This window comes from Massilia pseudoviolaceinigra (assembly GCF_030846505.1).
Lineage (GTDB): Bacteria > Pseudomonadota > Gammaproteobacteria > Burkholderiales > Burkholderiaceae_D > Telluria_A > Telluria_A violaceinigra.
In genome coordinates this window covers 1-20,249 of record NZ_JAVCWL010000003.1, presented here as the reverse complement: position 1 = coordinate 20,249, position 20,249 = coordinate 1, and the positions used below count along the sequence as shown (strand labels likewise).

At 61.1% G+C, this 20,249-nt stretch carries 19 protein-coding genes and 1 other RNA gene; 10 read left to right on the top strand and 10 right to left on the bottom strand.

Annotation, left to right across the window (positions count from 1 at the left end; all coding sequences use genetic code 11):
• Positions 1-10: 10 nt before the first annotated feature.
• The 9 genes from rpsA to gyrA form a co-directional block, all read right to left on the bottom strand.
• Entirely contained in the window at positions 11-1,723 is a 1,713-nt protein-coding gene (gene rpsA, locus RBA40_RS03680; protein ID WP_306646073.1) for a 30S ribosomal protein S1, read from the bottom strand.
• A gap of 117 nt (positions 1,724-1,840) precedes the next feature.
• Complete coding sequence (cmk, locus tag RBA40_RS03675; RefSeq protein ID WP_099881770.1) at positions 1,841-2,512, bottom strand: (d)CMP kinase; 672 nt, start codon at positions 2,510-2,512, stop codon at positions 1,841-1,843.
• 463 nt (positions 2,513-2,975) lie between these two features.
• A complete protein-coding gene (gene aroA, locus RBA40_RS03670; RefSeq protein ID WP_306646071.1) occupies positions 2,976-4,310 on the bottom strand; it encodes a 3-phosphoshikimate 1-carboxyvinyltransferase in 1,335 nt (444 codons plus the stop codon).
• A gap of 25 nt (positions 4,311-4,335) precedes the next feature.
• Complete coding sequence (locus RBA40_RS03665; protein ID WP_306646070.1) at positions 4,336-5,241, bottom strand: prephenate dehydrogenase; 906 nt, start codon at positions 5,239-5,241, stop codon at positions 4,336-4,338.
• A gap of 1 nt (position 5,242) precedes the next feature.
• Positions 5,243-6,349, bottom strand: coding sequence for a histidinol-phosphate transaminase (hisC, locus tag RBA40_RS03660; protein ID WP_306646069.1), 1,107 nt, complete (start codon positions 6,347-6,349; stop codon positions 5,243-5,245).
• Positions 6,350-6,384: 35 nt separating this feature from the next.
• Entirely contained in the window at positions 6,385-7,455 is a 1,071-nt protein-coding gene (pheA, locus tag RBA40_RS03655; protein WP_306646067.1) for a prephenate dehydratase, read from the bottom strand.
• Positions 7,456-7,512: 57 nt separating this feature from the next.
• Positions 7,513-8,616, bottom strand: coding sequence for a 3-phosphoserine/phosphohydroxythreonine transaminase (gene serC / locus RBA40_RS03650; RefSeq protein WP_306646065.1), 1,104 nt, complete (start codon positions 8,614-8,616; stop codon positions 7,513-7,515).
• A gap of 23 nt (positions 8,617-8,639) precedes the next feature.
• Positions 8,640-9,197 (bottom strand): DUF2059 domain-containing protein, encoded by a 558-nt coding sequence (locus RBA40_RS03645; protein ID WP_306646063.1) that lies wholly within the window; start codon positions 9,195-9,197, stop codon positions 8,640-8,642.
• A gap of 94 nt (positions 9,198-9,291) precedes the next feature.
• Complete coding sequence (gene gyrA / locus RBA40_RS03640; protein ID WP_306646061.1) at positions 9,292-11,910, bottom strand: DNA gyrase subunit A; 2,619 nt, start codon at positions 11,908-11,910, stop codon at positions 9,292-9,294.
• Between the two features lie 475 nt (positions 11,911-12,385).
• Between gyrA and ompA the strand changes: the two genes are divergently transcribed.
• The 3 genes from ompA (at position 12,386) to RBA40_RS03625 (ending at position 14,855) form a co-directional block, all read left to right on the top strand.
• Positions 12,386-13,096 carry an outer membrane protein OmpA gene (gene ompA, locus RBA40_RS03635; RefSeq protein ID WP_306646059.1) on the top strand — a complete coding sequence of 237 codons (711 nt, stop codon included), beginning with the start codon at positions 12,386-12,388 and terminating at the stop codon, positions 13,094-13,096.
• A 331-nt stretch (positions 13,097-13,427) separates the two neighbouring features.
• Positions 13,428-14,123 carry a bifunctional 2-polyprenyl-6-hydroxyphenol methylase/3-demethylubiquinol 3-O-methyltransferase UbiG gene (gene ubiG, locus RBA40_RS03630; protein ID WP_306646058.1) on the top strand — a complete coding sequence of 232 codons (696 nt, stop codon included), beginning with the start codon at positions 13,428-13,430 and terminating at the stop codon, positions 14,121-14,123.
• A gap of 33 nt (positions 14,124-14,156) precedes the next feature.
• Complete coding sequence (locus RBA40_RS03625) at positions 14,157-14,855, top strand: HAD family hydrolase (RefSeq protein ID WP_306646057.1); 699 nt, start codon at positions 14,157-14,159, stop codon at positions 14,853-14,855.
• Positions 14,856-15,004: 149 nt separating this feature from the next.
• Here RBA40_RS03625 and RBA40_RS03620 read toward each other — a convergent pair whose 3' ends face one another.
• The gene (locus tag RBA40_RS03620) at positions 15,005-15,349 is read right to left on the bottom strand and encodes an energy transducer TonB (protein ID WP_099882987.1); all 345 of its coding nucleotides are present in this window, start codon (positions 15,347-15,349) and stop codon (positions 15,005-15,007) included.
• 224 nt (positions 15,350-15,573) lie between these two features.
• Here RBA40_RS03620 and ssrA point away from each other — a divergent pair.
• The 7 genes from ssrA to RBA40_RS03585 form a co-directional block, all read left to right on the top strand.
• Positions 15,574-15,933: a transfer-messenger RNA gene (gene ssrA, locus RBA40_RS03615) on the top strand.
• Positions 15,934-16,123: 190 nt separating this feature from the next.
• Positions 16,124-17,341: a tyrosine-type recombinase/integrase gene (locus RBA40_RS03610; RefSeq protein WP_306646055.1), complete on the top strand. Its 1,218-nt coding sequence runs from the start codon at positions 16,124-16,126 to the stop codon at positions 17,339-17,341.
• Positions 17,342-17,364: 23 nt separating this feature from the next.
• Positions 17,365-18,357: a hypothetical protein gene (locus RBA40_RS03605; protein ID WP_306646053.1), complete on the top strand. Its 993-nt coding sequence runs from the start codon at positions 17,365-17,367 to the stop codon at positions 18,355-18,357.
• A gap of 133 nt (positions 18,358-18,490) precedes the next feature.
• Entirely contained in the window at positions 18,491-18,706 is a 216-nt protein-coding gene (locus RBA40_RS03600) for a helix-turn-helix transcriptional regulator (protein ID WP_306646052.1), read from the top strand.
• A gap of 294 nt (positions 18,707-19,000) precedes the next feature.
• The gene (locus RBA40_RS03595; protein ID WP_306646050.1) at positions 19,001-19,201 is read left to right on the top strand and encodes a hypothetical protein; all 201 of its coding nucleotides are present in this window, start codon (positions 19,001-19,003) and stop codon (positions 19,199-19,201) included.
• Positions 19,198-19,488: a hypothetical protein gene (locus RBA40_RS03590; protein WP_306646048.1), complete on the top strand. Its 291-nt coding sequence runs from the start codon at positions 19,198-19,200 to the stop codon at positions 19,486-19,488. The genes RBA40_RS03595 and RBA40_RS03590 overlap by 4 nt, the downstream gene beginning before the upstream one ends.
• Before the next feature lie 14 nt (positions 19,489-19,502).
• A partial coding sequence (locus tag RBA40_RS03585; RefSeq protein ID WP_306646047.1) for a toprim domain-containing protein occupies positions 19,503-20,249 on the top strand: 747 nt, incomplete at its 3' end.

The following is a 20,249-nucleotide window of genomic DNA, read 5'->3' as shown; positions in this document are numbered from 1 at the left end:
TCCGAGTGTCTTAGTTCTTGTTGTCGAACTTAGCTTTCAACAGTGCGCCCAGGCTGGTGGTGCCCGATGCTGCATTGTTGTCGGAGGACGAAGCCATCTTCTGCATCGCTTCCTGGGTCTCGACATTGTCTTTCGCTTTGATCGACAGCTGGATGCTGCGCGCTTTGCGGTCAATGTTGATAACCAGAGCTTCAACCGAATCGCCAACCTTCATGTGGGTACCGGCATCTTCAACGCGGTCGCGCGAGATTTCGGAAGCACGCAGGTAGCCTTCAACTTCTTCGGACAGCTGGATGACAGCGCCCTTAGGCTCGACCGACTTGACCGTACCCGTTACCAGGGAGCCTTTGTCGTTCATTGCAGCGAAGTTGTTGAATGGGTCGCCTTCGAGTTGCTTGACACCCAGGGAAACGCGCTCGCGCTCGACGTCGATCGCCAGCACGATGGCTTCCAGTTCGTCGCCCTTTTTGAAACGACGCACAGCTTCTTCGCCGGTTTCGGTCCAGGACAGGTCGGACAGGTGCACCAGACCATCGATGTTGCCGGCCAGGCCGATGAACACGCCGAAGTCGGTGATCGACTTGATCGCGCCGCGGACTTTGTCGCCCTTCTTGTGGGTAACGCCGAAGTCATCCCATGGATTTGCTTTGCACTGCTTCATGCCCAGCGAAATCCGGCGACGCTCTTCGTCGATCTCGAGAACCATGACTTCCACTTCGTCGCCCAGCTGGACAACTTTGTTTGGTGCCACGTTCTTGTTGGTCCAGTCCATTTCGGACACGTGAACCAGACCTTCGATACCCTGCTCGACTTCCACGAACGCGCCGTAGTCGGTGAGGTTCGTTACTTTGCCGAACAGACGGGTGCTTTGTGGATAACGACGGGACAGACCGGTCCAAGGATCGTCGCCCAGTTGCTTCACGCCCAGCGAAACACGGTTCTTTTCCTGATCGTACTTCAGCACTTTGGCGGTGATTTCCTGGCCAACGGTCAGCACTTCCGATGGGTGACGCACACGACGCCATGCCAGATCGGTGATGTGCAGCAGGCCGTCGATACCGCCCAGATCCACGAACGCGCCGTAGTCGGTGATGTTCTTGACGACGCCGGTAACCACGGTGCCTTCTTTCAGCGTTTCCATCAGTTTCTGACGCTCTTCGCCCATCGACGCTTCGATGACGGCGCGGCGGGACAGAACCACGTTGTTACGCTTACGGTCGAGCTTGATGACCTTGAATTCCAGGGTCTTGCCTTCGAACGGGGTGGTGTCCTTGACAGGACGGGTGTCGACCAGCGAACCCGGCAGGAACGCGCGGATGCCGTTGGTCAGAACGGTCAGGCCGCCCTTGACTTTGCCATTGACGGTACCGACGACGATCTCGCCCGATTCCATGGCTTTTTCCAGAGCCAGCCACGATGCCAGGCGTTTTGCCTTGTCGCGCGACAGGATGGTGTCGCCGAAGCCGTTTTCCAGCGATTCAATCGCTACGGAAACGAAATCGCCGACTTGAACTTCCAGTTCGCCCTGGTCGTTCTTGAATTCTTCGATAGGAATGAACGCTTCGGATTTGAGGCCAGCGTTCACGATCACGAAATTGTGGTCGAGACGCACGACTTCAGCGGAAATAACTTCGCCGGAGCGCATATCTTGGCGCGACAACGATTCCTCGAAGAGCGCTGCAAAACTTTCCATACCGGTTGCTTCAGTTGTTGCTGTTGACATAGTTTGTACACGAGTTAGCCAGCAGAGATCGCACCATGCGACTTAAACTGGGTTATAGGTTGATTCAACGCCTGCAATGGCACTATTGCAATTGCAAGCACCCATTGCTACTTCAGACTACGACTGCTTGGTGTGCGCATACCATTTCAGCACTTCCTCGACCGCTTCGTCAGCGGTCATATTGGACGTATCGAGCAGGTGCGCCCCTTCTGCCGGCATCAATGGCGCGATGGCCCGGTAAGTATCACGGTCGTCGCGCGCCTTCAAATCGGACAGGAGGTCTTCTATATTAGCAGAAAACCCCTTGTCAATCAATTGCTTATATCGGCGTTGCGCGCGCGCCTCGGTACTGGCGGTCAGGAACACCTTCAGTTGCGCGTGCGGAAAGATTACCGTACCCATGTCGCGGCCATCGGCGACCAGTCCCGGCGCGCGCCGAAAGCCCAGCTGCAGCGCGAACAGGGCCTGGCGCACGGCCGGCAGCGCGGCGATCTTCGATGCCATGTTGCCAACCTCTTCCGCGCGGATGAGTTGGGTCACATTTTCCTTGGCCAGCAGGATTTCGCCGCCGCTGAAGCTGGCGGGAAGGTGTTCGGCGAGCTTGGCGAGGGCGTGCTCGTCGGCCAGTTCCGTACCGCGGCGCAAGGCCATCAGGGCGGTCAGGCGGTACAGGGCGCCCGAATCGAGGTAATGAAAGCCGAGGCGATCGGCCACCTTGTGGGCGACGGTGCCCTTGCCGGACGCGGTGGGGCCATCGATGGCGATAACGGGGATGTTCGAATGTGGCATGGGACGGTGTCCTGGTGAAATCACTATAAAACGTGCAAAAACGGCGGTCTGGCAAAAAATCCTACAACCGGAATCAAAATCCCACAACCGGGGTCAGAGCTCTGACTCGAAACATTGCAAAACCGCGCAACCGGGGTCTGACCTCTGATTAATCCCACAACCGGGGTCAGAGCTCTGACTCGAAACATTGCAAAACCGCGCAACCGGGGTCTGACCTCTGATTAGAAATTAGTTGCCGAACCAAGAACAGACCGGGGATCGCCAGCTGCGGTTTTGCAACGATGCTCGGGAGTGCCATTGCGACCCGCCTGCCTTATCGAGACGGAGCTTAGTTTAGCGGCAACAGGTTCTATCGCTGTTATGCAATCAATTTCTAATTAAAGCTCTGACCCGGTTGTAGGAAGTCGGAGCCACGCTGCAGGAGAAAACCGGGGTCTGGCCCCGGTTTTGCAACTATTGGGGCTTAAATCAGGTTCTCGTGGGCGATGCCGGCGAAGGCGTCGAAATAGTCGGGGAAGGTCTTGGCGACACATTTCGGGTCGTTGATGCGCATCGTGTTGCCGCGCCGCGCTTTGCCGTCCAGGCTCGCCAGCGAGAAACACATCGCCATCCGGTGGTCGTCATACGTGTCAATCGTCGCGGCACGCAATTCGCCTTCCGGCGGCGTGACCGAGATGAAGTCCGGCCCCTCCACCACGATCGCCCCCAGCTTGCGCAATTCGGTCGCCATCGCGGCCAGGCGGTCCGTTTCCTTCACCCTCCAGCTGGCGATGTTGCGCAAGGTGGTGGTGCCGTCGGCGTACAGCGCGGCCACGGCAATCGTCATGGCCGCGTCGGGAATATGATTGAAGTCGGCGTCGATGGCTTTCAGTACGCCATTCGAGCGCGCTTCGATCCAGTTGTCGCCGCGCGTGATCGTCGCGCCCATCTGTTCCAGCGCTTCGGCAAAGCGCACGTCGCCCTGGATGCTGTCGCGCCCTACTCCCTCAACCCGGATCGGGCCGCCGCCAATCGCGCCGGCCGCCAGGAAGTACGAGGCCGACGAGGCGTCGCCTTCCACATGGATCGTGCCCGGACTCGCATAGCGCTGCCCCGGCTGCACCGTGAACGATTGCCAGCCATCCTGCTCCACCGTCACGCCGAAACGCCGCATCAGGTTCAGGGTGATTTCAATGTACGGCTTGGAGATCAGTTCACCCACGACGTCGATCGTCACCGGCAGCTCGCGCGCCATCAGCGGCGCGGCCATCAGCAGCGCCGTCAGGAACTGGCTCGATACGTTCCCGCGCACCGACAGGCGCTGCGCGTGGATATGCCCGCGCCGGATGCGCAGCGGCGGGAAGCCTTCCACGCCCGTGTACTCGATCTGGGCGCCGATCGCGTTCAGGGCGTCGACCAGGTCGCCGATCGGGCGCTCGTGCATGCGCGTGACGCCATGCAGGGTGTAGTCGCCGCCAATGACGGCCAGCGCCGCCGTCAGCGGACGGATCGCGGTGCCGGCATTGCCCATGAACAGATCGGCTTCGTGCACCGGCAAGCTGCCGCCACCGCCATGCACGATGTGCGTATGCTCGTCGACCTGCTCCCATGTCAGGCCCAGCGAGCGCAGTGCGCCCAGCATGACCAGGGTGTCGTCCGACGCGAGCAGGCCGATGATGGTGGTGCTGCCCTCGGCCAGCGCGGCCAGCAGCAAGGTGCGGTTGGAGATGCTCTTGGACCCCGGCAGCCGCACCACGCCCTCGACGTGCATGACGGGCTTGAGATCGATATGGTGCGGGTACTGCTTCTGCTGGGTCATGCTGGAGTTCCTTGAAGTGCTGGGTTTATTCCGGACTGCTGTCCTGCGCCGGCGGCGCCTCGGCCGTTTCGATCGCTTCGATCCAGCGGCAGCGCGCGCGCTGGGCGTTGGCATAGACCGCTTCGATGGCGGCGCCGTCGCCATTGGCGAGCATCGCGCGCATTGCTGTCAATTGTGCCAGATATGCGTCCAACTCGCCCAGCAGGGCCGATTGGTTGGCCAGGCTGATGTCGCGCCACATTTCGGGCGAGGAGCCGGCAATGCGCGTGAAGTCCCTGAAACCGCTGGCGGCGTATTGGAACAGCAAGCCGGCGTGCGGCTTGCGGGCGATGTCGTCGACCAGCGCATAGGCCAGCAAATGCGGCAGGTGGCTGACCGAGGCGAACACGGTGTCGTGTTCCTGCGGCGTGAGGCGGTGGATGATGGCGCCGCACGCGCTCCATGCGGCGGCCACGCGGTCGATGTCGGCCGCCGCGTTTTCGGGCAGTGGCGTGAGCACGGTCTTTTTGCCGTGATACAGGTCGACGATGGCCGCGTCCGGGCCGTTGGTTTCGCGCCCGGCGATCGGGTGCCCCGGCACGAACTGGCCGACCCGCTCTTTCATCACGGCGCGCGCGGCAGCCACCACATCGGACTTGGTGCTGCCGGCGTCGGTGACCACGGTACCGGCTTCCAGGTACGGCAGCAGCGCGCCCAGAATCGGCGCGGTCTGGGCGACCGGCGCGGCGATCAGCACCAGGTCGGCGCCCGCCATCGCCTCCTGTACCGAGGCCGCCACCTGGTCGATGATGCCCAGTTCGAGCGCGCGCGCCATCGCTTGCGGCGAGCGGCCGACGCCCACCAGCGTGCCCACCACGCCGGCATGGCGCAGCGCGCGCGCGAACGAGCCGCCAATCAGCCCCACGCCGAAGATGACGACTTTATTGAACACGTCAGGCCAGCGCTTTCTTGAGGGCGGCGATGAAGATCGCGTTTTCGGCAGGCAGGCCGATGGAAATGCGCAGCCATTGCGGCAGGCCGTAGTTGCCGACCGGGCGCACGATCACGCCTTGCTTGAGCAGGGCCAGGTTCACACGCGCGCCGGCGCCGTCGTCGTCGCCGACCTTGACCAGCACGAAGTTACCGAACGATGGCACGTACTGCAATCCCAGTTCGTCGAACGCCTCGACAAACTGCGCGTAGCCGGCGGCGTTATTCTTTGCGCCCTGCTCCAGGAACGGCTTGTCGTTCAGGGCGGCGATGGCCGCGGCCTGGGCCAGCGAGTTCACGTTGAACGGCTGGCGGATGCGGTTCATCAGGTCGGTCAGGGCCGGCTGCGCAATGGCGAAACCGACGCGCAGGCCCGCCAGGCCGTAGGCTTTGGAGAAGGTGCGCGAAACGAGCAGATTAGGGTACTTGCGCGCCCACTGGGCCGACTCGAACTGGTGTTCGGGCGCCAGGAATTCGTTGTAGGCTTCGTCCAGCACCACGACCACGTTGGCCGGCACCTTGTTCAAAAACGCTTCGATCTGCGCCGCCGGAATAAACGTGCCGGTCGGGTTGTTCGGGTTGGCGATGAAGACCAGGCGCGTGTCGGCGTCGATCGCCGCAGCCATGGCGTCGAGGTCATGGCCATAGTCCCTGGCTGGCACCACGATCGCGCGCGCGCCCACGCCTTGCGTGGCCAGCGCGTACACGGCGAACGAGTACTGCGAATAGACCACGGCCTGGCCTTTTTGCACGAACGCGTGGGCGGCGATTTCGAGGATGTCGTTGCTGCCGTTGCCCAGGGTGATCCAGTCGGCCGGCACCTCGTAGCGCTTGGCCAGTGCCGCTTTCAGATCGAAGCCGTTGGCGTCCGGGTAGCGTCCCAGGTCGGCCACCGCAGCGGCCATGGCTTGCTGGCTCGATGCGGGTACGCCGAACGGATTCTCGTTCGACGCCAGTTTGACGATGTTCGCTTCGTCGAGGCCGAACTCGCGCGCGACTTCGGCGATCGGTTTGCCCGCCTGGTAGGGAGCGATGGCACGGACGTATTCTGGACCGAATTGCTGGGACATGGTTTATCTCTGTGTAGTTGTTTTAAATTGGAACGTCAAAGACTGAGCGGGTACGAGCCGAGCACCTTGAAAAAGGCGGCGTTATCGCGCAGTTCGTCGAGCGCCTTGGCCACCGCCGGGTCCTGCACGTGGCCTTCGATGTCGACGTAGAAGTAGTACTCCCAGGTGCCGATGCGGGCCGGGCGCGATTCGAAACGGGTCATCGAAACGCCATTGACGGCCAGGGGCGCGAGCAGGTTGTAGACGGCGCCCGCCTTGTTCGGTACCGCCAGCACCAGCGAGGTCTGGTCGGCGCCCGAGGGGTTGGTCTGCAGGTGGCCGATGACGGCGAAGCGGGTGCGGTTGTGCGGGTCATCCTGGATGTGGCCCTTGACCACGCCCAGGCGGTACTGCTCGCCCGCCATTTCGCTGGCGATGGCGGCCATCGTCGCATCCTTGCTGGCCATGACGGCCGCTTCGGCGTTCGATACCACCGCGCGCCGTTCGATGCCGGGGTAGTTCTGGTTCAGCCATACCTGGCACTGGGCCAGCGCCTGCGAGTGCGCGCACACCACCGTCACGCCGTCCATGTTGCCGGTCTTGGTCATCAGGCTGTGGTGCACGGGGATCGAGATCTCGCCGCTGATGATGGTGGTGGTGCCGAGCATCAGGTCGAGCGTGCGGTTGACCGCCCCTTCGGACGAATTTTCAACCGGGACCACGCCGAAATCGGCGGTGCCGGCCTCGGTGGCGCGGAAGACTTCGTCGATCGAGATGCACGGCAGCCCTTCGATGGCGGTGCCGAACTGCTGGAACGCGGCCTGCTCGGTGAAGGTGCCGGACGGCCCGAGGTAGGCGACCGTGACGCGCTTTTCGAGCGAGCGGCAGGCCGACATGATTTCGCGGAAGATGGTTTGCACTTCGGCGGCCTTGAGCGGGCCGGGATTGCGGTCGGCCACGCCGCGCAGCACTTGCGCTTCGCGTTCGGGACGAAATACCGGGGCGCTGGTTTCAGCCTTGACGTGGCCGACTTCCTGCGCCAGGCGCGCGCGCTGGCTGAGCAGGTCGAGAATCTGGGCGTCGATCGCATCGATCTGTTCGCGCAATGGTGTGAGTTTGTCTGTCATGGGTGCGGCATGGTTTGCGGTGAATCGGATGTTCGCGCGGGCACGAGGCCCTTGCTGTCACTTACGGCCGGCGAACTCGTTCAGGTAATCGACCAGGGCTTGCACGCCCTCGATCGGCATCGCGTTGTAGATCGATGCGCGCATACCGCCCACGGACTTGTGGCCCTTGAGCTGCAGCAGGCCGCGCGCTTTTGCACCGGCCAGGAATTTGTCGTTCAGTGTTTCGTCGCGCAGGTAGAACGGTACGTTCATGCGCGAGCGGCAGTCTTTCGCCACGCGGTTCTGGTAAAAATCGTCGGCGTCGAGCGCTGCGTACAGCAGTTCGGCCTTGGCGATGTTGCGCTGCTCCATGGCGGCCACGCCGCCCTGGCGCAGCAGGTGCGCGAACACCAGGCCGGCGATGTAGATGCCGTAGGTCGGCGGCGTGTTGTACATCGAGTCGTGCGCGGCGACGATGCTCCAGTCAAAGGCGGACGGGCAAATCGGCAACGCGTGCCCAAGCAGGTCTTCGCGCACGATCACCAAGGTCAGGCCGGCCGGGCCGATGTTCTTTTGCGCGCCGCCGAAAATGACGCCGTATTTGCTCACGTCGATCACGCGCGACAAAATGTGCGAGGACATGTCGGCCACGATCGGGGTGTCGTCGCCCAGTTCGGGCACGAAGTTGTATTCGACGCCGTCGATGGTTTCGTTGGTGCACAGGTGCAGGTAGGCCGCGCCGGGAGTGAGCTTCCACTCGCTTTGCGGCGGCACGCTGGTAAAGCGCCCCGCCTCGCCGCTGGCAGCCACGTTGACCCGGGCGTAGCGCGCCGCTTCCTTGACCGATTTGCCGGACCAGGAACCGGTCTGCACGAAGTCGATGGTCGCTGGCGCAGCGGCGGACGCCGGCACGCGGCCGACGAGGTTCATCGGCACGATGGCGTTTTCGCCCAGGCCGCCGCCCTGCAGGAACAGGATCTTGTAGTTGGCCGGGACGTTGAGCAGCAGGCGCAGGTCGCGCACGGCCGCTTCGTAGATCGAAATGAACTCGGGACCGCGGTGACTCATTTCCATCACCGACATGCCGCTGCCGTGCCAGTCCAGCATTTCAGCGGCCGCCTGTTGCAGCACTTCCTTGGGCAGGACGGCGGGGCCGGCGGAGAAGTTGTAGATCTGGGTCACGGGGGTCCTTGGTTGAGAGTGGCCTATTTGTCGCTGATCACTTGCTCGACGAGCTTCATCATGCGCGGCATCATGACGCTCTGGTCGGCGTCGATGGAGGCCCGGGAGAGCTCCAGCGTGACTTGTTTCATCTTGACGCCAACCGGGGTGCGGTTAAAGGCGGCCAAGTCGTCCATTTCGGCCGCGCTGAAGCGGCTGGCATACACCGGCACCTGGGCTGCGACCATCGCGTCGAGGAATTCGGCGCTGGCGTAGCTCTTTTCGATATTGGCGATCATCCCGGGCATGCGCTTGTCGACCTTGTCGAGCGCTTCGTTCTTTTGCGCGACGCTGAGCGTCTTGCTGGCCTCGATCCTGGCGGCGGCAGCGCGCTTGATCTGAACCTGCACGCCGCTCAGCATGGCCTGCGCCTCATCACGGATCTGATCCCGGTAGCCCATGCTGTCGAGCAAAGCGCGCGCAGCTTTGTCCTGCGCAGGAGTGACGACGACCGACGCTGCGCTCTTTTCGGGCGCGGCCGCAAAAGCGGGAGCGCAGTACAGGGCCAGCGAGGCAGCGGCGGCGAGGACGATTTTTTTCATTGAACGATCATTAAAGATGTGGGGTGACAGTTAAAAAAGGGCCGGCATCATTCTCGCACGAAGTGCAAAAACAAGACCGGCCCCGCGCCGTTTTTTACTCCGGCGGGTTTTCGAGGTCGACGTCTTCGAGGTCGGTTTCGACGATGCGCTGCAAGCCGCTCAGCTTGGTGCCGTCTTCGACCGCGATCAGGGTCACGCCTTGCGTGGCGCGGCCCATCTCGCGGATTTCCGACACGCGGGTGCGAATCAGCACGCCACCGGTGGTGATCAGCATGATCTCGTCGCTCGGCTCGACCAGGGTGGCGGCGACCACGCGGCCGTTACGTTCGCTGGTCTGGATCGCGATCATGCCCTTGGTGCCGCGGCCGTGGCGGGTGTACTCGGTGATCGGGGTACGCTTGCCGAAGCCGTTCTCGGTGGCCGTCAGGACCGACTGCTGCTCGTTTTCGGCCACCAGCAGGGCGATCACGTTCTGGCCCTCTTCCAGGTTCATGCCGCGCACGCCGCGCGCGGTACGGCCCATCGGACGCACGTCGTTCTCGTCGAAGCGCACCGCCTTGCCGGAGTCGGAGAACAGCATCACATCGTGCTCGCCATCGGTCAGCGCGGCGCCGATCAGGAAGTCGCCGTCGTCCAGGTCGACCGCGATGATGCCGGCCTTGCGTGGATTGCTGAAGTCTTTCAGCGGCGTCTTTTTCACGGTACCGAGGCTGGTCGCCATGAACACGTAGTGGTCTTCCGGGAAGGTGCGGTTCACGCCCGACAGCGGCAGCACCACGGTGATCTTCTCGTTGTCCTGCAGCGGGAACATGTTGACGATTGGTTTACCGCGCGAATTGCGCGAGCCTTGCGGCACTTCCCACACCTTGAGCCAGTACATGCGGCCGCGGTTCGAGAAGCACAGGATGTAATCGTGCGTGTTGGCGATGAACAGCTGGTCGATCCAGTCTTCTTCCTTGGTCGCCATGGCCTGCTTGCCGCGCCCGCCGCGCTTCTGGGCGCGGTATTCGGAGATCGGCTGCGACTTCATGTAGCCGGTGTGCGACAGGGTCACGACCATGTCCTGCGGCGTGATCAGGTCTTCGGTTTCCAGATCGGTGGCATTGTGCTCGATGGTCGAGCGGCGCACGTCCTTGTTGCCGACGCCGTACTCGTTCATCACCAAGGTCATTTCGTCGGTGATGATGACCGTCACGCGTTCCGGCTTGGCCAGGATGTCGAGCAGGTCGGCGATGTGCGCCATGATGTCTTTGTACTCGTTGACGATCTTGTCCTGCTCAAGGCCGGTCAGGCGCTGCAGGCGCATTTGCAGGATCTCTTGCGCCTGTTCGTCGGACAGCTTGTACAGGCCGTCCGGCTGCATGCCGTAGTGCTTGGGCAGGTGCTCGGGACGGAACGCTTCGATGCCGCCGACGGTGGTGCCTTCGGCGGTACGCAGCAGCATCTCGCGCACCAGGGACGAGTCCCAGGCGCGCGCCATCAGTTCGGTCTTGGCGATCGGTGGCGATGGCGCGGCCTTGATGATGGCGATGAAGTCGTCGATATTGGCCAGGGCGACGGCCAGGCCTTCGAGCATGTGGCCGCGTTCGCGCGCCTTGCGCAGTTCGAACACCGTGCGGCGCGTGACCACTTCGCGGCGGTGCGACAGGAAGCACTGCAGCATCTGCTTGAGGTTGAGCAGTTTCGGCTGGCCGTTGACCAGCGCGACCATGTTCATGCCGAAGGTATCCTGCAACTGGGTCTGCTTGTACAGATTGTTGAGGACCACTTCCGGCACTTCGCCGCGTTTCAGTTCGATGACCACGCGCATGCCCGACTTGTCGGACTCGTCGCGGATGTCGGAAATGCCTTCGAGCTTCTTGTCGCGCACGTTCTCGGCGATGCGCTCGAGCAGCGATTTTTTATTGACCTGGTACGGCAGCTCGTCGACGATGATCGCGATGCGGCCGCCATCCTTGCCGTATTCCTCGAAGTGGGTCTTGGCGCGCATGACCACGCGCCCGCGCCCGGTGCGGTAACCGTCGCGCACGCCCGAGACGCCGTAGATGATGCCGGCGGTCGGGAAGTCCGGCGCCGGAATGATCTCGATCAGCTCGTCGATGGTGCAGTCGGGATTGCGCAGCACGTGCAGCGCGGCGTTGACCACTTCGGTCAGATTGTGCGGCGGGATATTGGTCGCCATGCCGACCGCGATGCCGGACGAGCCGTTGATCAGCAGGTTGGGAATCCGGGTCGGCAGCACCGTCGGTTCTTTTTCCTTGCCGTCATAGTTGGGCTGGAAATCGACCGTATCCTTGTCGATGTCGGCCAGGATCTCGCTGGCGATCTTGTCCAGGCGGCACTCGGTGTAACGCATGGCGGCGGCGCTGTCGCCGTCGACCGAACCGAAGTTGCCCTGGCCATCGACCAGCGTGTAGCGCAAGGAGAAATCCTGGGCCATGCGCACCAGCGTGTCGTAGATCGACGCGTCGCCGTGCGGGTGGTACTTACCCATCGTTTCGCCGACCACGCGTGCGCACTTGACGTACGGGCGGTTGTACACGTTGTTCATTTCGTGCATGGCGAACAAGACACGGCGGTGCACCGGCTTCAAGCCGTCGCGCACATCCGGCAAGGCGCGCCCGACGATCACGCTCATCGCGTAATCGAGGTAGCTCTTGCGCATCTCTTCTTCGAGGGAAATTGGGATTGTTTCTTTTGCGAATTGATCCATTGGCGGGACTGATCTCAGGCTGTGGTTATATTAGCTGTACGCAAATGCTGCACGTTCGATGCTGCCAGACCGACGGGTGCACAATGACGGTGCGCGCGCCCACTTAGCTACAGACAAGCGTAGGATTTTAGCATGCGGCGTATAGCAGCTGCGCAATTGATCGATGGCTGGCAATGAGAGTAGCGTGATCGAAATCATAAAAACGTTCATCATTTGTCAACCAAGTCATGTTGCGCGAGACACGATGTTGCGTGGATACAACATGATCTGACCCATTGCAGCGTGTTTGGTTTAACAGCCTTCGTGCTAATTAAGTGCATGTGGCAAAATGGCCCAGAAGTTAATTGCCTGTTTCATAAGCTGTCACGAAACTGTCACGGGTAATGGCTGGGGCAAGCTGTTACTATCTTGTCCACGCTCGAAAAGTTGCGCAGCTATAAAGCTGCGGATATCACCCCCGAAAGGAAGAAAAACTATGAAAAAACTCGTCTCGCTCATGCTCGCGGCCTCCGCGATTGCAGGCAGCGCAATGGCACAACAGTCGCCGCCGTTCGCTCCTGTAACCACCGACATCATGGCAACGAAACCGAACAGCGCCTATGTCCAGGATGCCCGTGGCGTGATCGCACGCGATCCTTTCGGTCTGTGCTGGCGCACTGGCTACTGGACCCCGGCCGATGCGGTCCCAGGTTGCGACCTGCCCCTGTGCGTTGAGCCAGCCAAACTGGAAAACGGCAAATGCGTCTCGCCGCCGGAGCCGGTAACGCCGCCGCCAACCCCGGGCGCCGTGGTGACCCCGCCGCCAGTGGTAGCTCCGCCGCCAGTAACGTCGGAAAAAGTGAGCTTCTCCGCCGACGCCCTGTTCGATTTCGACAAGTCGGTCCTGAAAGCGGAAGGCAAAGGCAAGCTGGACGACCTGAGCTCGAAACTGCAAGGCATCAACCTGGAAGTCATCATCGCCGTCGGCCACACTGACTCGGTCGGTACCGATGCGTACAACCAGAAGCTGTCGATCCGCCGCGCTGAAGCTGTCAAGGCTTACCTGCAAGCCAAAGGCATCGAAGCGAACCGCATCTACACCGAAGGCAAGGGCGAATCGCAGCCAGTGGCAGACAACAAGTCCGCTGAAGGCCGCGCCAAGAACCGTCGCGTCGAAGTCGAAGTGGTCGGCACCCGCGCCAAGTAAGCTGCGCCTCTGCCAGCAAGCCCGCCCCGGCGCATGCGCCGGGTGGGAAGCCACGGCAGCGCCGACGATCGCATCGTCAGTGAAACACCCCTCGCGCAGGGGTGTTTTTTTTCGCCCGCGATTTGGCGAACCGGCCTTGATTGCGCGTGCCTCCAGGTCGCGGCCGCGCTGAACACGGTGAGAACGGCTTGGCTGGCTACTCCCGCATCCCGACGGCGTGCGCAGCGGCAAGCTCTTCGGCCCTGCGAGCTCTGCGGGACGGGCCACGCCGGCGCGCTTTTTTTATGCTTGCGTCCGTCGCATTCCCCGATTTCCCGCTATTATTCCGCGTATGAATGCCGACCCTCTAGAAATCCAGAAATTTAGCGAACTTGCCCACCGCTGGTGGGACCCGACGTCCGAGTTCAAGCCCCTGCACGAAATCAACCCGCTGCGCCTCGAATGGATCAACGCGCGCGCCGCGCTGGCGGGCAAGAAAGTGATCGACATCGGTTGCGGCGGCGGCATCCTGACCGAATCGATGGCCAGGAAAGGCGCCGACGCCACCGGCATCGACCTGTCCGACAAGGCGCTCAAGGTCGCCGACCTGCACAGCTTGGAGTCCGGGGTGCAGGTGCGCTACGAACTGATCGCCGCCGAAGACATGGCCGCGCGCGAAGCCGGCCAGTACGATGTCGTCACCTGCATGGAAATGCTCGAGCACGTGCCCGATCCGGGCGCCATCGTCAAGGCGGCCGCGACCTTGGTCAAGCCGGGCGGGCATGTATTTTTCTCGACAATCAACCGCAATCCCAAGGCGTATCTGTACGCCGTGGTCGGCGCCGAATACCTGCTGCGCATGTTGCCCAAGGGCACCCATGACTACGGCAAATTCATCACCCCCGCGGAACTGGCGCAATTCGTGCGTGAAGCGGGCTTGCAGGTAGACGGACTGAAGGGCTTGACCTACAATCCGCTGACCAAGATCTACTCCCTTAACAACGACACCAGCGTCAATTACATGGTGGCCTGCAGCCGCCCCCTGTAAGCGGCGCCGTTCCGAACTGCCGAGCAAGCCGCCATGACCCGAACCCTCTCCACGCCGGCCCCGCGGGCCATCCTGTTCGACCTTGACGGCACCCTGGCCGACACCGCGCCGGACCTGGCCGCGGCGGTCAACCGCCTGCGCGCCGACCGCGGCCTGGAGCCGACGCCGTATGCCCTGCTGCGCCCGACCGCCTCGGCCGGTGCGCGCGGCATGATCGGCGCCGCCTTCGGCCTGGCGCCGGGCGACGCCGGCTACGAAGCGCTGCGGGTCAAATGGTTCGATTATTACCAGGCCGACATGGCATCGCACAGCACCCTGTTCGGCGGCGTGCCGGAACTGCTGGACGGCATCGTCCAGGCGGGCATGGCCTGGGGTATCGTCACCAACAAACCGGCGCGCTTTACCGACCCGCTGATTCCGCTGATCGGGCTGCAGCACGCCGGCTGCATCATCTCGGGCGACACCACCGCGCACGCCAAGCCGCATCCCTTGCCGCTGCTCGAAGGCGCGCGCCGGCTCGGCATTGCGCCGGAACAGTGCTGGTACGTGGGCGATGATTTGCGCGACATCGAAGCCGGGCGCGCGGCCGGCATGCTCACCGTCGCGTGCGGCTGGGGCTATTGCGGCGCGGTCGAACCGGCCCAATGGGGGGCCGACTACCTGCTCGACACCCCGCAGGATTTGCTGGAACTGCTGCGCGCGACGATGGCGCCGGGCGTGCTGGTGGCCTGAGGCGCAAGCGGCCGGCGCCCCTGGCGGGCCGGTGGCAGCGCGAGCGCAAAACAAAACGCCTGGCCATGCTGCATCAGCATCGGCCAGGCGTTTTACATTCTACGACAGACGATGCACCCGGGTCGGGCGCATGGTCCAGCGATAATCGATCAGCTCAGGGTCCAGTTGTATTCGACTTTGGTCCAGGTGCTGTCAGGACGGCCATCTTTGCTGCCCGGCTTGAATTTGCAGGCGCTGATGGCGCTCATTGCGGCTTTGTCCAGGCTCTTGAAGCCGCTGGTCTTGTCCAGTTTCGCTTCCAGAACCTTGCCATCGGCCGACACCAGGAAAGCCATGCTGACCACGCCCTGCTCTTCGTTCATCAACGATGCTTTCGGATAGTCGGCCTTGCAGCTTTTGGCGTCGAACACCGCTGGTACGTCAGCTGCGAATGCCACGTTGGCGCTGGCTGCTACGATCAGTGCTGCGCAAAGGCGGAAGGTCGTCTTGGTCATCATGATGCTGGTTCTCCTGGATGGGTTAGAGGGTCTGACTTGACTGCGAAGTCGTCGTCACAGCCAAGAGAATAGCTCAAACAATTCCATGTGGCAATTTGTTTGATGCATTTGGGCAATTAAGTTTTCTTTTGTGTTCATTTTTGGACAGTTGGGGTGGTCGGATACGCCGTTCAGAGGCAGGTGTCATGCTGTCGCGCTTTCAGGTACAATAGGGGTTCTGTGGGGGCGACCTGGTTTCGACGTGGGTTGCAAAGCAGCGCAGGGCATACCGAGGGCGGGCTACCTCGTAAATACAACCTGAAAAACTTAACTGCAAACGATAACTCGTACGCACTCGCAGCTTAATTGCTGCTAGCTCTAGAACACCTCGTCCCTGGGGTGGGCCGTCAAAAGCTCTAGAGTCATTTACAGGGACTCGTCTTGAACTGGGTTACTTAGTTCCGGACTAAATAATAGGTAACTCGCTTGTACACAGCGTGCACGTCCGCGTTGTACCGGTTAAATTAAATGGCAGTGCTAAGTATGTAGAACTGTCTGTAGAGTGCTTGCGGACGCGGGTTCGATTCCCGCCGCCTCCACCAACTAATGCTCTAACGTGGTTTATCCACCTCCAAGAACCCGCCTCTGTGCGGGTTTTTCTCTATGGGAGTCGTCTAAGTTGGGGTAACATAGTCCAACACTATCCAGACGCCAGCGGGGGTAACTCTGAGGGGTAACTGTGATACCCCAAAAATTGTTACCCCCATCATGCCTACAGCTACCCCTACCCCATTGGACAAACCCGCCCGCAAGTCGGCCAAGACCCTCACCGACAAGGCTGTAATCAGCGCCAAGGCAGGAGAGAAACCCCTCAAGCTCTACGATGAGCGTGGCCTGTTCCTGCTTGTTACCCCCGCTGGGGGTAAGTGGTGGCGCTTGAAATACCGGATCGACGGCAAGGAGAAGTTGCTGTCGCTGGGCGTTTACCCTGATGTGGGCCTCAAGGACGCGCGCGAACGGCGTGACGCCGCGCGCAAGCTGCTGGCCGATGGCATCGACCCTGGAGTGAATCGGAAAGCAACTAAGGCGCTCCGCGAAGTGCAGGTTGCAAATAGCTTCGAGACGGTATCGCGGGAGTGGTACGAAAAGCAGGCCCCCGCTTGGGTTCCTGCCCACGGCGACAGGATCATTCGCCGGCTCGAACGCGATATCTTCCCCCACATCGGCAAGCGGCCCATCAGCGAGATCACAGCGCCCCAGCTTCTGGAAGTTGTCAGACGCATCGAGATGCGCGGCGCCCTGGAGACTGCCCACCGTGCAATGAGCAATTGCGGCCAGGTCTTCCGCTACGCCGTGGCCACCGGGCGGGCAACCCGCGATCCATCCGGGGACCTGCGCGGTGCCCTGCCCCCGGTTCGTGGCGAGCACTTCGCAGCAGTGACGGAACCGCAACAGGTCGGGGCCATCCTGCGCAGCCTAGATGCCTACCAAGGCACGGCAACTGTCTCCTGTGCGTTGCGCCTGGCCCCGCTCGTGTTCGTACGCCCTGGCGAGCTGCGCGCCGCCGAGTGGGCACACATCGACCTGGACGCCGCCGAGTGGCGCTATATCGTGACCAAGACCGACACCCCGCACATCGTTCCGCTGGCGACCCAGGCCGTAGCGATACTGCGCGAAATCCAGTTGTTGACCGGGCACGGCCGGTACGTGTTCCCAAGCGCCCGAACCGGTGCCAGGCCGATGAGCGATAACGCGATCCTGGCGGCGATGCGGCGCATGGGCATCGGCAAGGACGAGATGAGCGGCCACGGGTTCCGCGCAATGGCTCGAACGATCCTTGATGAAGTGCTGGGCCAGCGTGTGGACTTGATCGAACACCAGCTCGCGCACGCGGTGAAAGACCCGAATGGGCGGGCTTACAACCGCACGGCGCATCTGCCAGAGCGTCGAAAAATGATGCAGCAATGGGCGGACTATTTAGACAAATTGCGGGCAACGAGTAACCCATAAGCGAACAATTACATGAGGCACGTATGCAGTTCTTTCAATTTTTATTCCGGCCACTTATTTTTCCCGTGTCGTTCAGCAGCTTTAATACGATCAAACACCGATCCGAACAGATACTAAGCAAGGCAAAGCGTACTCCCGAAGAGATTGACAGGGCCGCCAAAAAAATTAGACAGGCAATTGACGAGCATAATGAAACGAGAGCAAAAGAGGAGTTCGAGAGCCACATTTGTCGCTTATATGAAAAAGGTGGTTGGGAACTTCGCTATCTTGAATCCTTTGATGAAGAGCGGGGACCTACGCTCACGGATATTCGAGAACTCTTGGAAAATTGGCCTGACTGGGCTGACGACAAGCCAAGCTTCGTCACTGCCGAGGATTTCGATGACCTAGATTCACTCCAAGACATTTCGGATAGGTACCGCCCATTCGATGACATTCTAAAATTAGACGAGTTGAGCGATTACGAGTGCTACGCGTTGCTGGCGCTAACGAAGCTTGAGACGGCCGCAGAGTTTTTGCATATTCCGGCAAGAATTACCTCTGAAGGCTCGGCAAAGTCCGCTGCGCGCCCTCCCCTGCCGGTTTCAGTAGCCGTTTCAGTAGGAAATCTGCTTGTGGAAGCGATGGAAATCATTTGCTACGCCGAGAGGGATCTATGGGATTCGCAAATGTCCGTATTGAGAGCCGAGTCAAACCGCCGATTGGAGGAACAGACATTACGCGAGCGAGCCAAACAGGAACGAGAGGAAAGAAGTGAAAAGGCAAGGGTACGCGCTCAGAACCGATGGGATGAGGATGCGGATAAGCGCGAATCGGCTAGGACCTTGGTGAAAGATTATCTTAATCGGTGGGTAAAAGATCGCTCACTTTATAAAAATCAAGGAGATTTTTCGCGAGATATGGAAGAAAAAATAGAAACGGAGCTCGGACGGACAAAAAATCAAAAGTTGCTCTATTCGGCGACTACTATCGAGGTCACGCTTATTTCGGCAATCCGCAAAGAACAAGCGTCCTAATGATGCACGCATAACTGCAACGATGCGCGCATGGTTGCAATCATGCGATGCATTGTAATTTCTACTTTGGGAAAAGCTGTGCAGGATAGCCCTGTCGGTCCACGTTGGACCAATTCAGACAGGAGCAATCTAAATGCATCAACTCCCCGAAACCGGCTTTCTTCGCATTCGCCAAATTCTTGGCAATAAAAAGGCCGCTCCCCCAATCCCAGCAATTGTCCCGGTCTGCGACGCCACCTGGTGGGCCGGCGTCAAGTCGGGGCGCTTCCCTCCTGCTATCAAACTTGGTCCGCGCACTACCGCGTGGCGCGTCGAGGACATCCGCGCTCTAATCGAGGCTGCACGATGAGCGCCGCACTAAACAACACAAAGTGCTTGACGCGCACTGAATCGCCGGCTGATACTGTGCTTGTCGCGAAAAAAGAAGCGACCGGGTTTGGCGACTCGACTACTCAAAGCGGACATACCGCGCAACGCGGTTTTTTTACGTCTGTTGACCTCTGGCACTCCTTCAATGGCGGGCTGGATGGGGATACCTTCGGGTATGCCGGTGGCTTTGGGTACCGGTTCGCCAACCTCATCCAGTTCCGCCTCCCTCGTTTGGCGACGAGGAGCGGGTTATTTCTTACCCAAGGAGGCCATCATGCCTAGCACCAACACGCCAGTACAAACCCCATCCGAAATCATCAAGCGCATTGCCGGCTATTCCAATGCCGTCACCGCCCTGCTTGAAACCTATGACATGCTCCCGGCAGCAGACCAAGCCGACATCCTCGCCGTCGCTTCCAGCATGGCTGACGACATTGCCCGCGACCTGGCCGCACTGGTCGGAGGTGCCGCATGAACGCCCCTGTTGCGATGACATTCCCTGTGCCCCCTTACCGCTACGACGGCGGCAATCTGGGGCTGGGCAGTAACAGCGACCGAAAGCCGTGGATCTATTTTGTTGACCGGAACGGCCAGCAGTGGCTTACACATTCGGCCGAGTCGGTATTGCGTGTCATCGACCAGTTCCACGAAGCTGGGTACGGCGGGCGTGACCAATTTCTCTGTCTCGCAGCGATTCACTACGGCATGGACGCGTACGCGCTGATCGAAGGTCGAGACTTCCAACCACGGGCGGAGGCGTAACAATGCAAGCGACCATGACCAACATCGAGGCCGAGTTCGGCGCAGCAATGGCCGTCTACGACCTGGCACCGGCCGAGATCATCGCGGACGGCAAGCGCCGCCGCTTTGATGCCGCCGACGACAAGAAAGGGAAAAAATCCGCCTGGTACATCCTGCATGGCGATGGTGTGCCTGCTGGGGCATTCGGCAACTGGAAAACCGACCTGTCGGAGAAGTGGTGCGGCAAGTCGGACCAGAAGATGACGCCGGTCGAGACAGCCGAGTACCGCGCCCGCGTCGAAAAGGCACGCCAAGAAGCCGAACTGACACGCTTGCAGCTTGAAGCGGAAGCAGCGGCGGTGTGCGTGCGCATCCTTGCCGGCGCGCATGACGCCACTGACGACAACCCCTATTGCGTGCGCAAAGGGATCAAACCGTACGGGCTGAAAGAGGACAAGGACAAGCGCACCCTGATCGTGCCGATCCGCGATGCCGCCGGCGCGGTCACCAGCTTGCAGTTTATCTATGAGGATGGCACCAAGCGCCTCAAGTCGCACGGCAAGGTTAAAGGCTGCTACTACAGCTTCGGGGGCAAGCCGGTCGATACGCTGTTGGTTTGCGAAGGCTTCGCCACTGGCGCAAGTCTCCACGCCGTGACGGGCTACCCCGTGGCGGTCGCCTTCAACGCCGGCAATCTGGAGCCAGTAGCCAGGGCGCTTCGTGGCAAGCTCCCAGGGGTCCGCATCATCGTGTGCGCCGATGACGACCGATTCAATGAACAC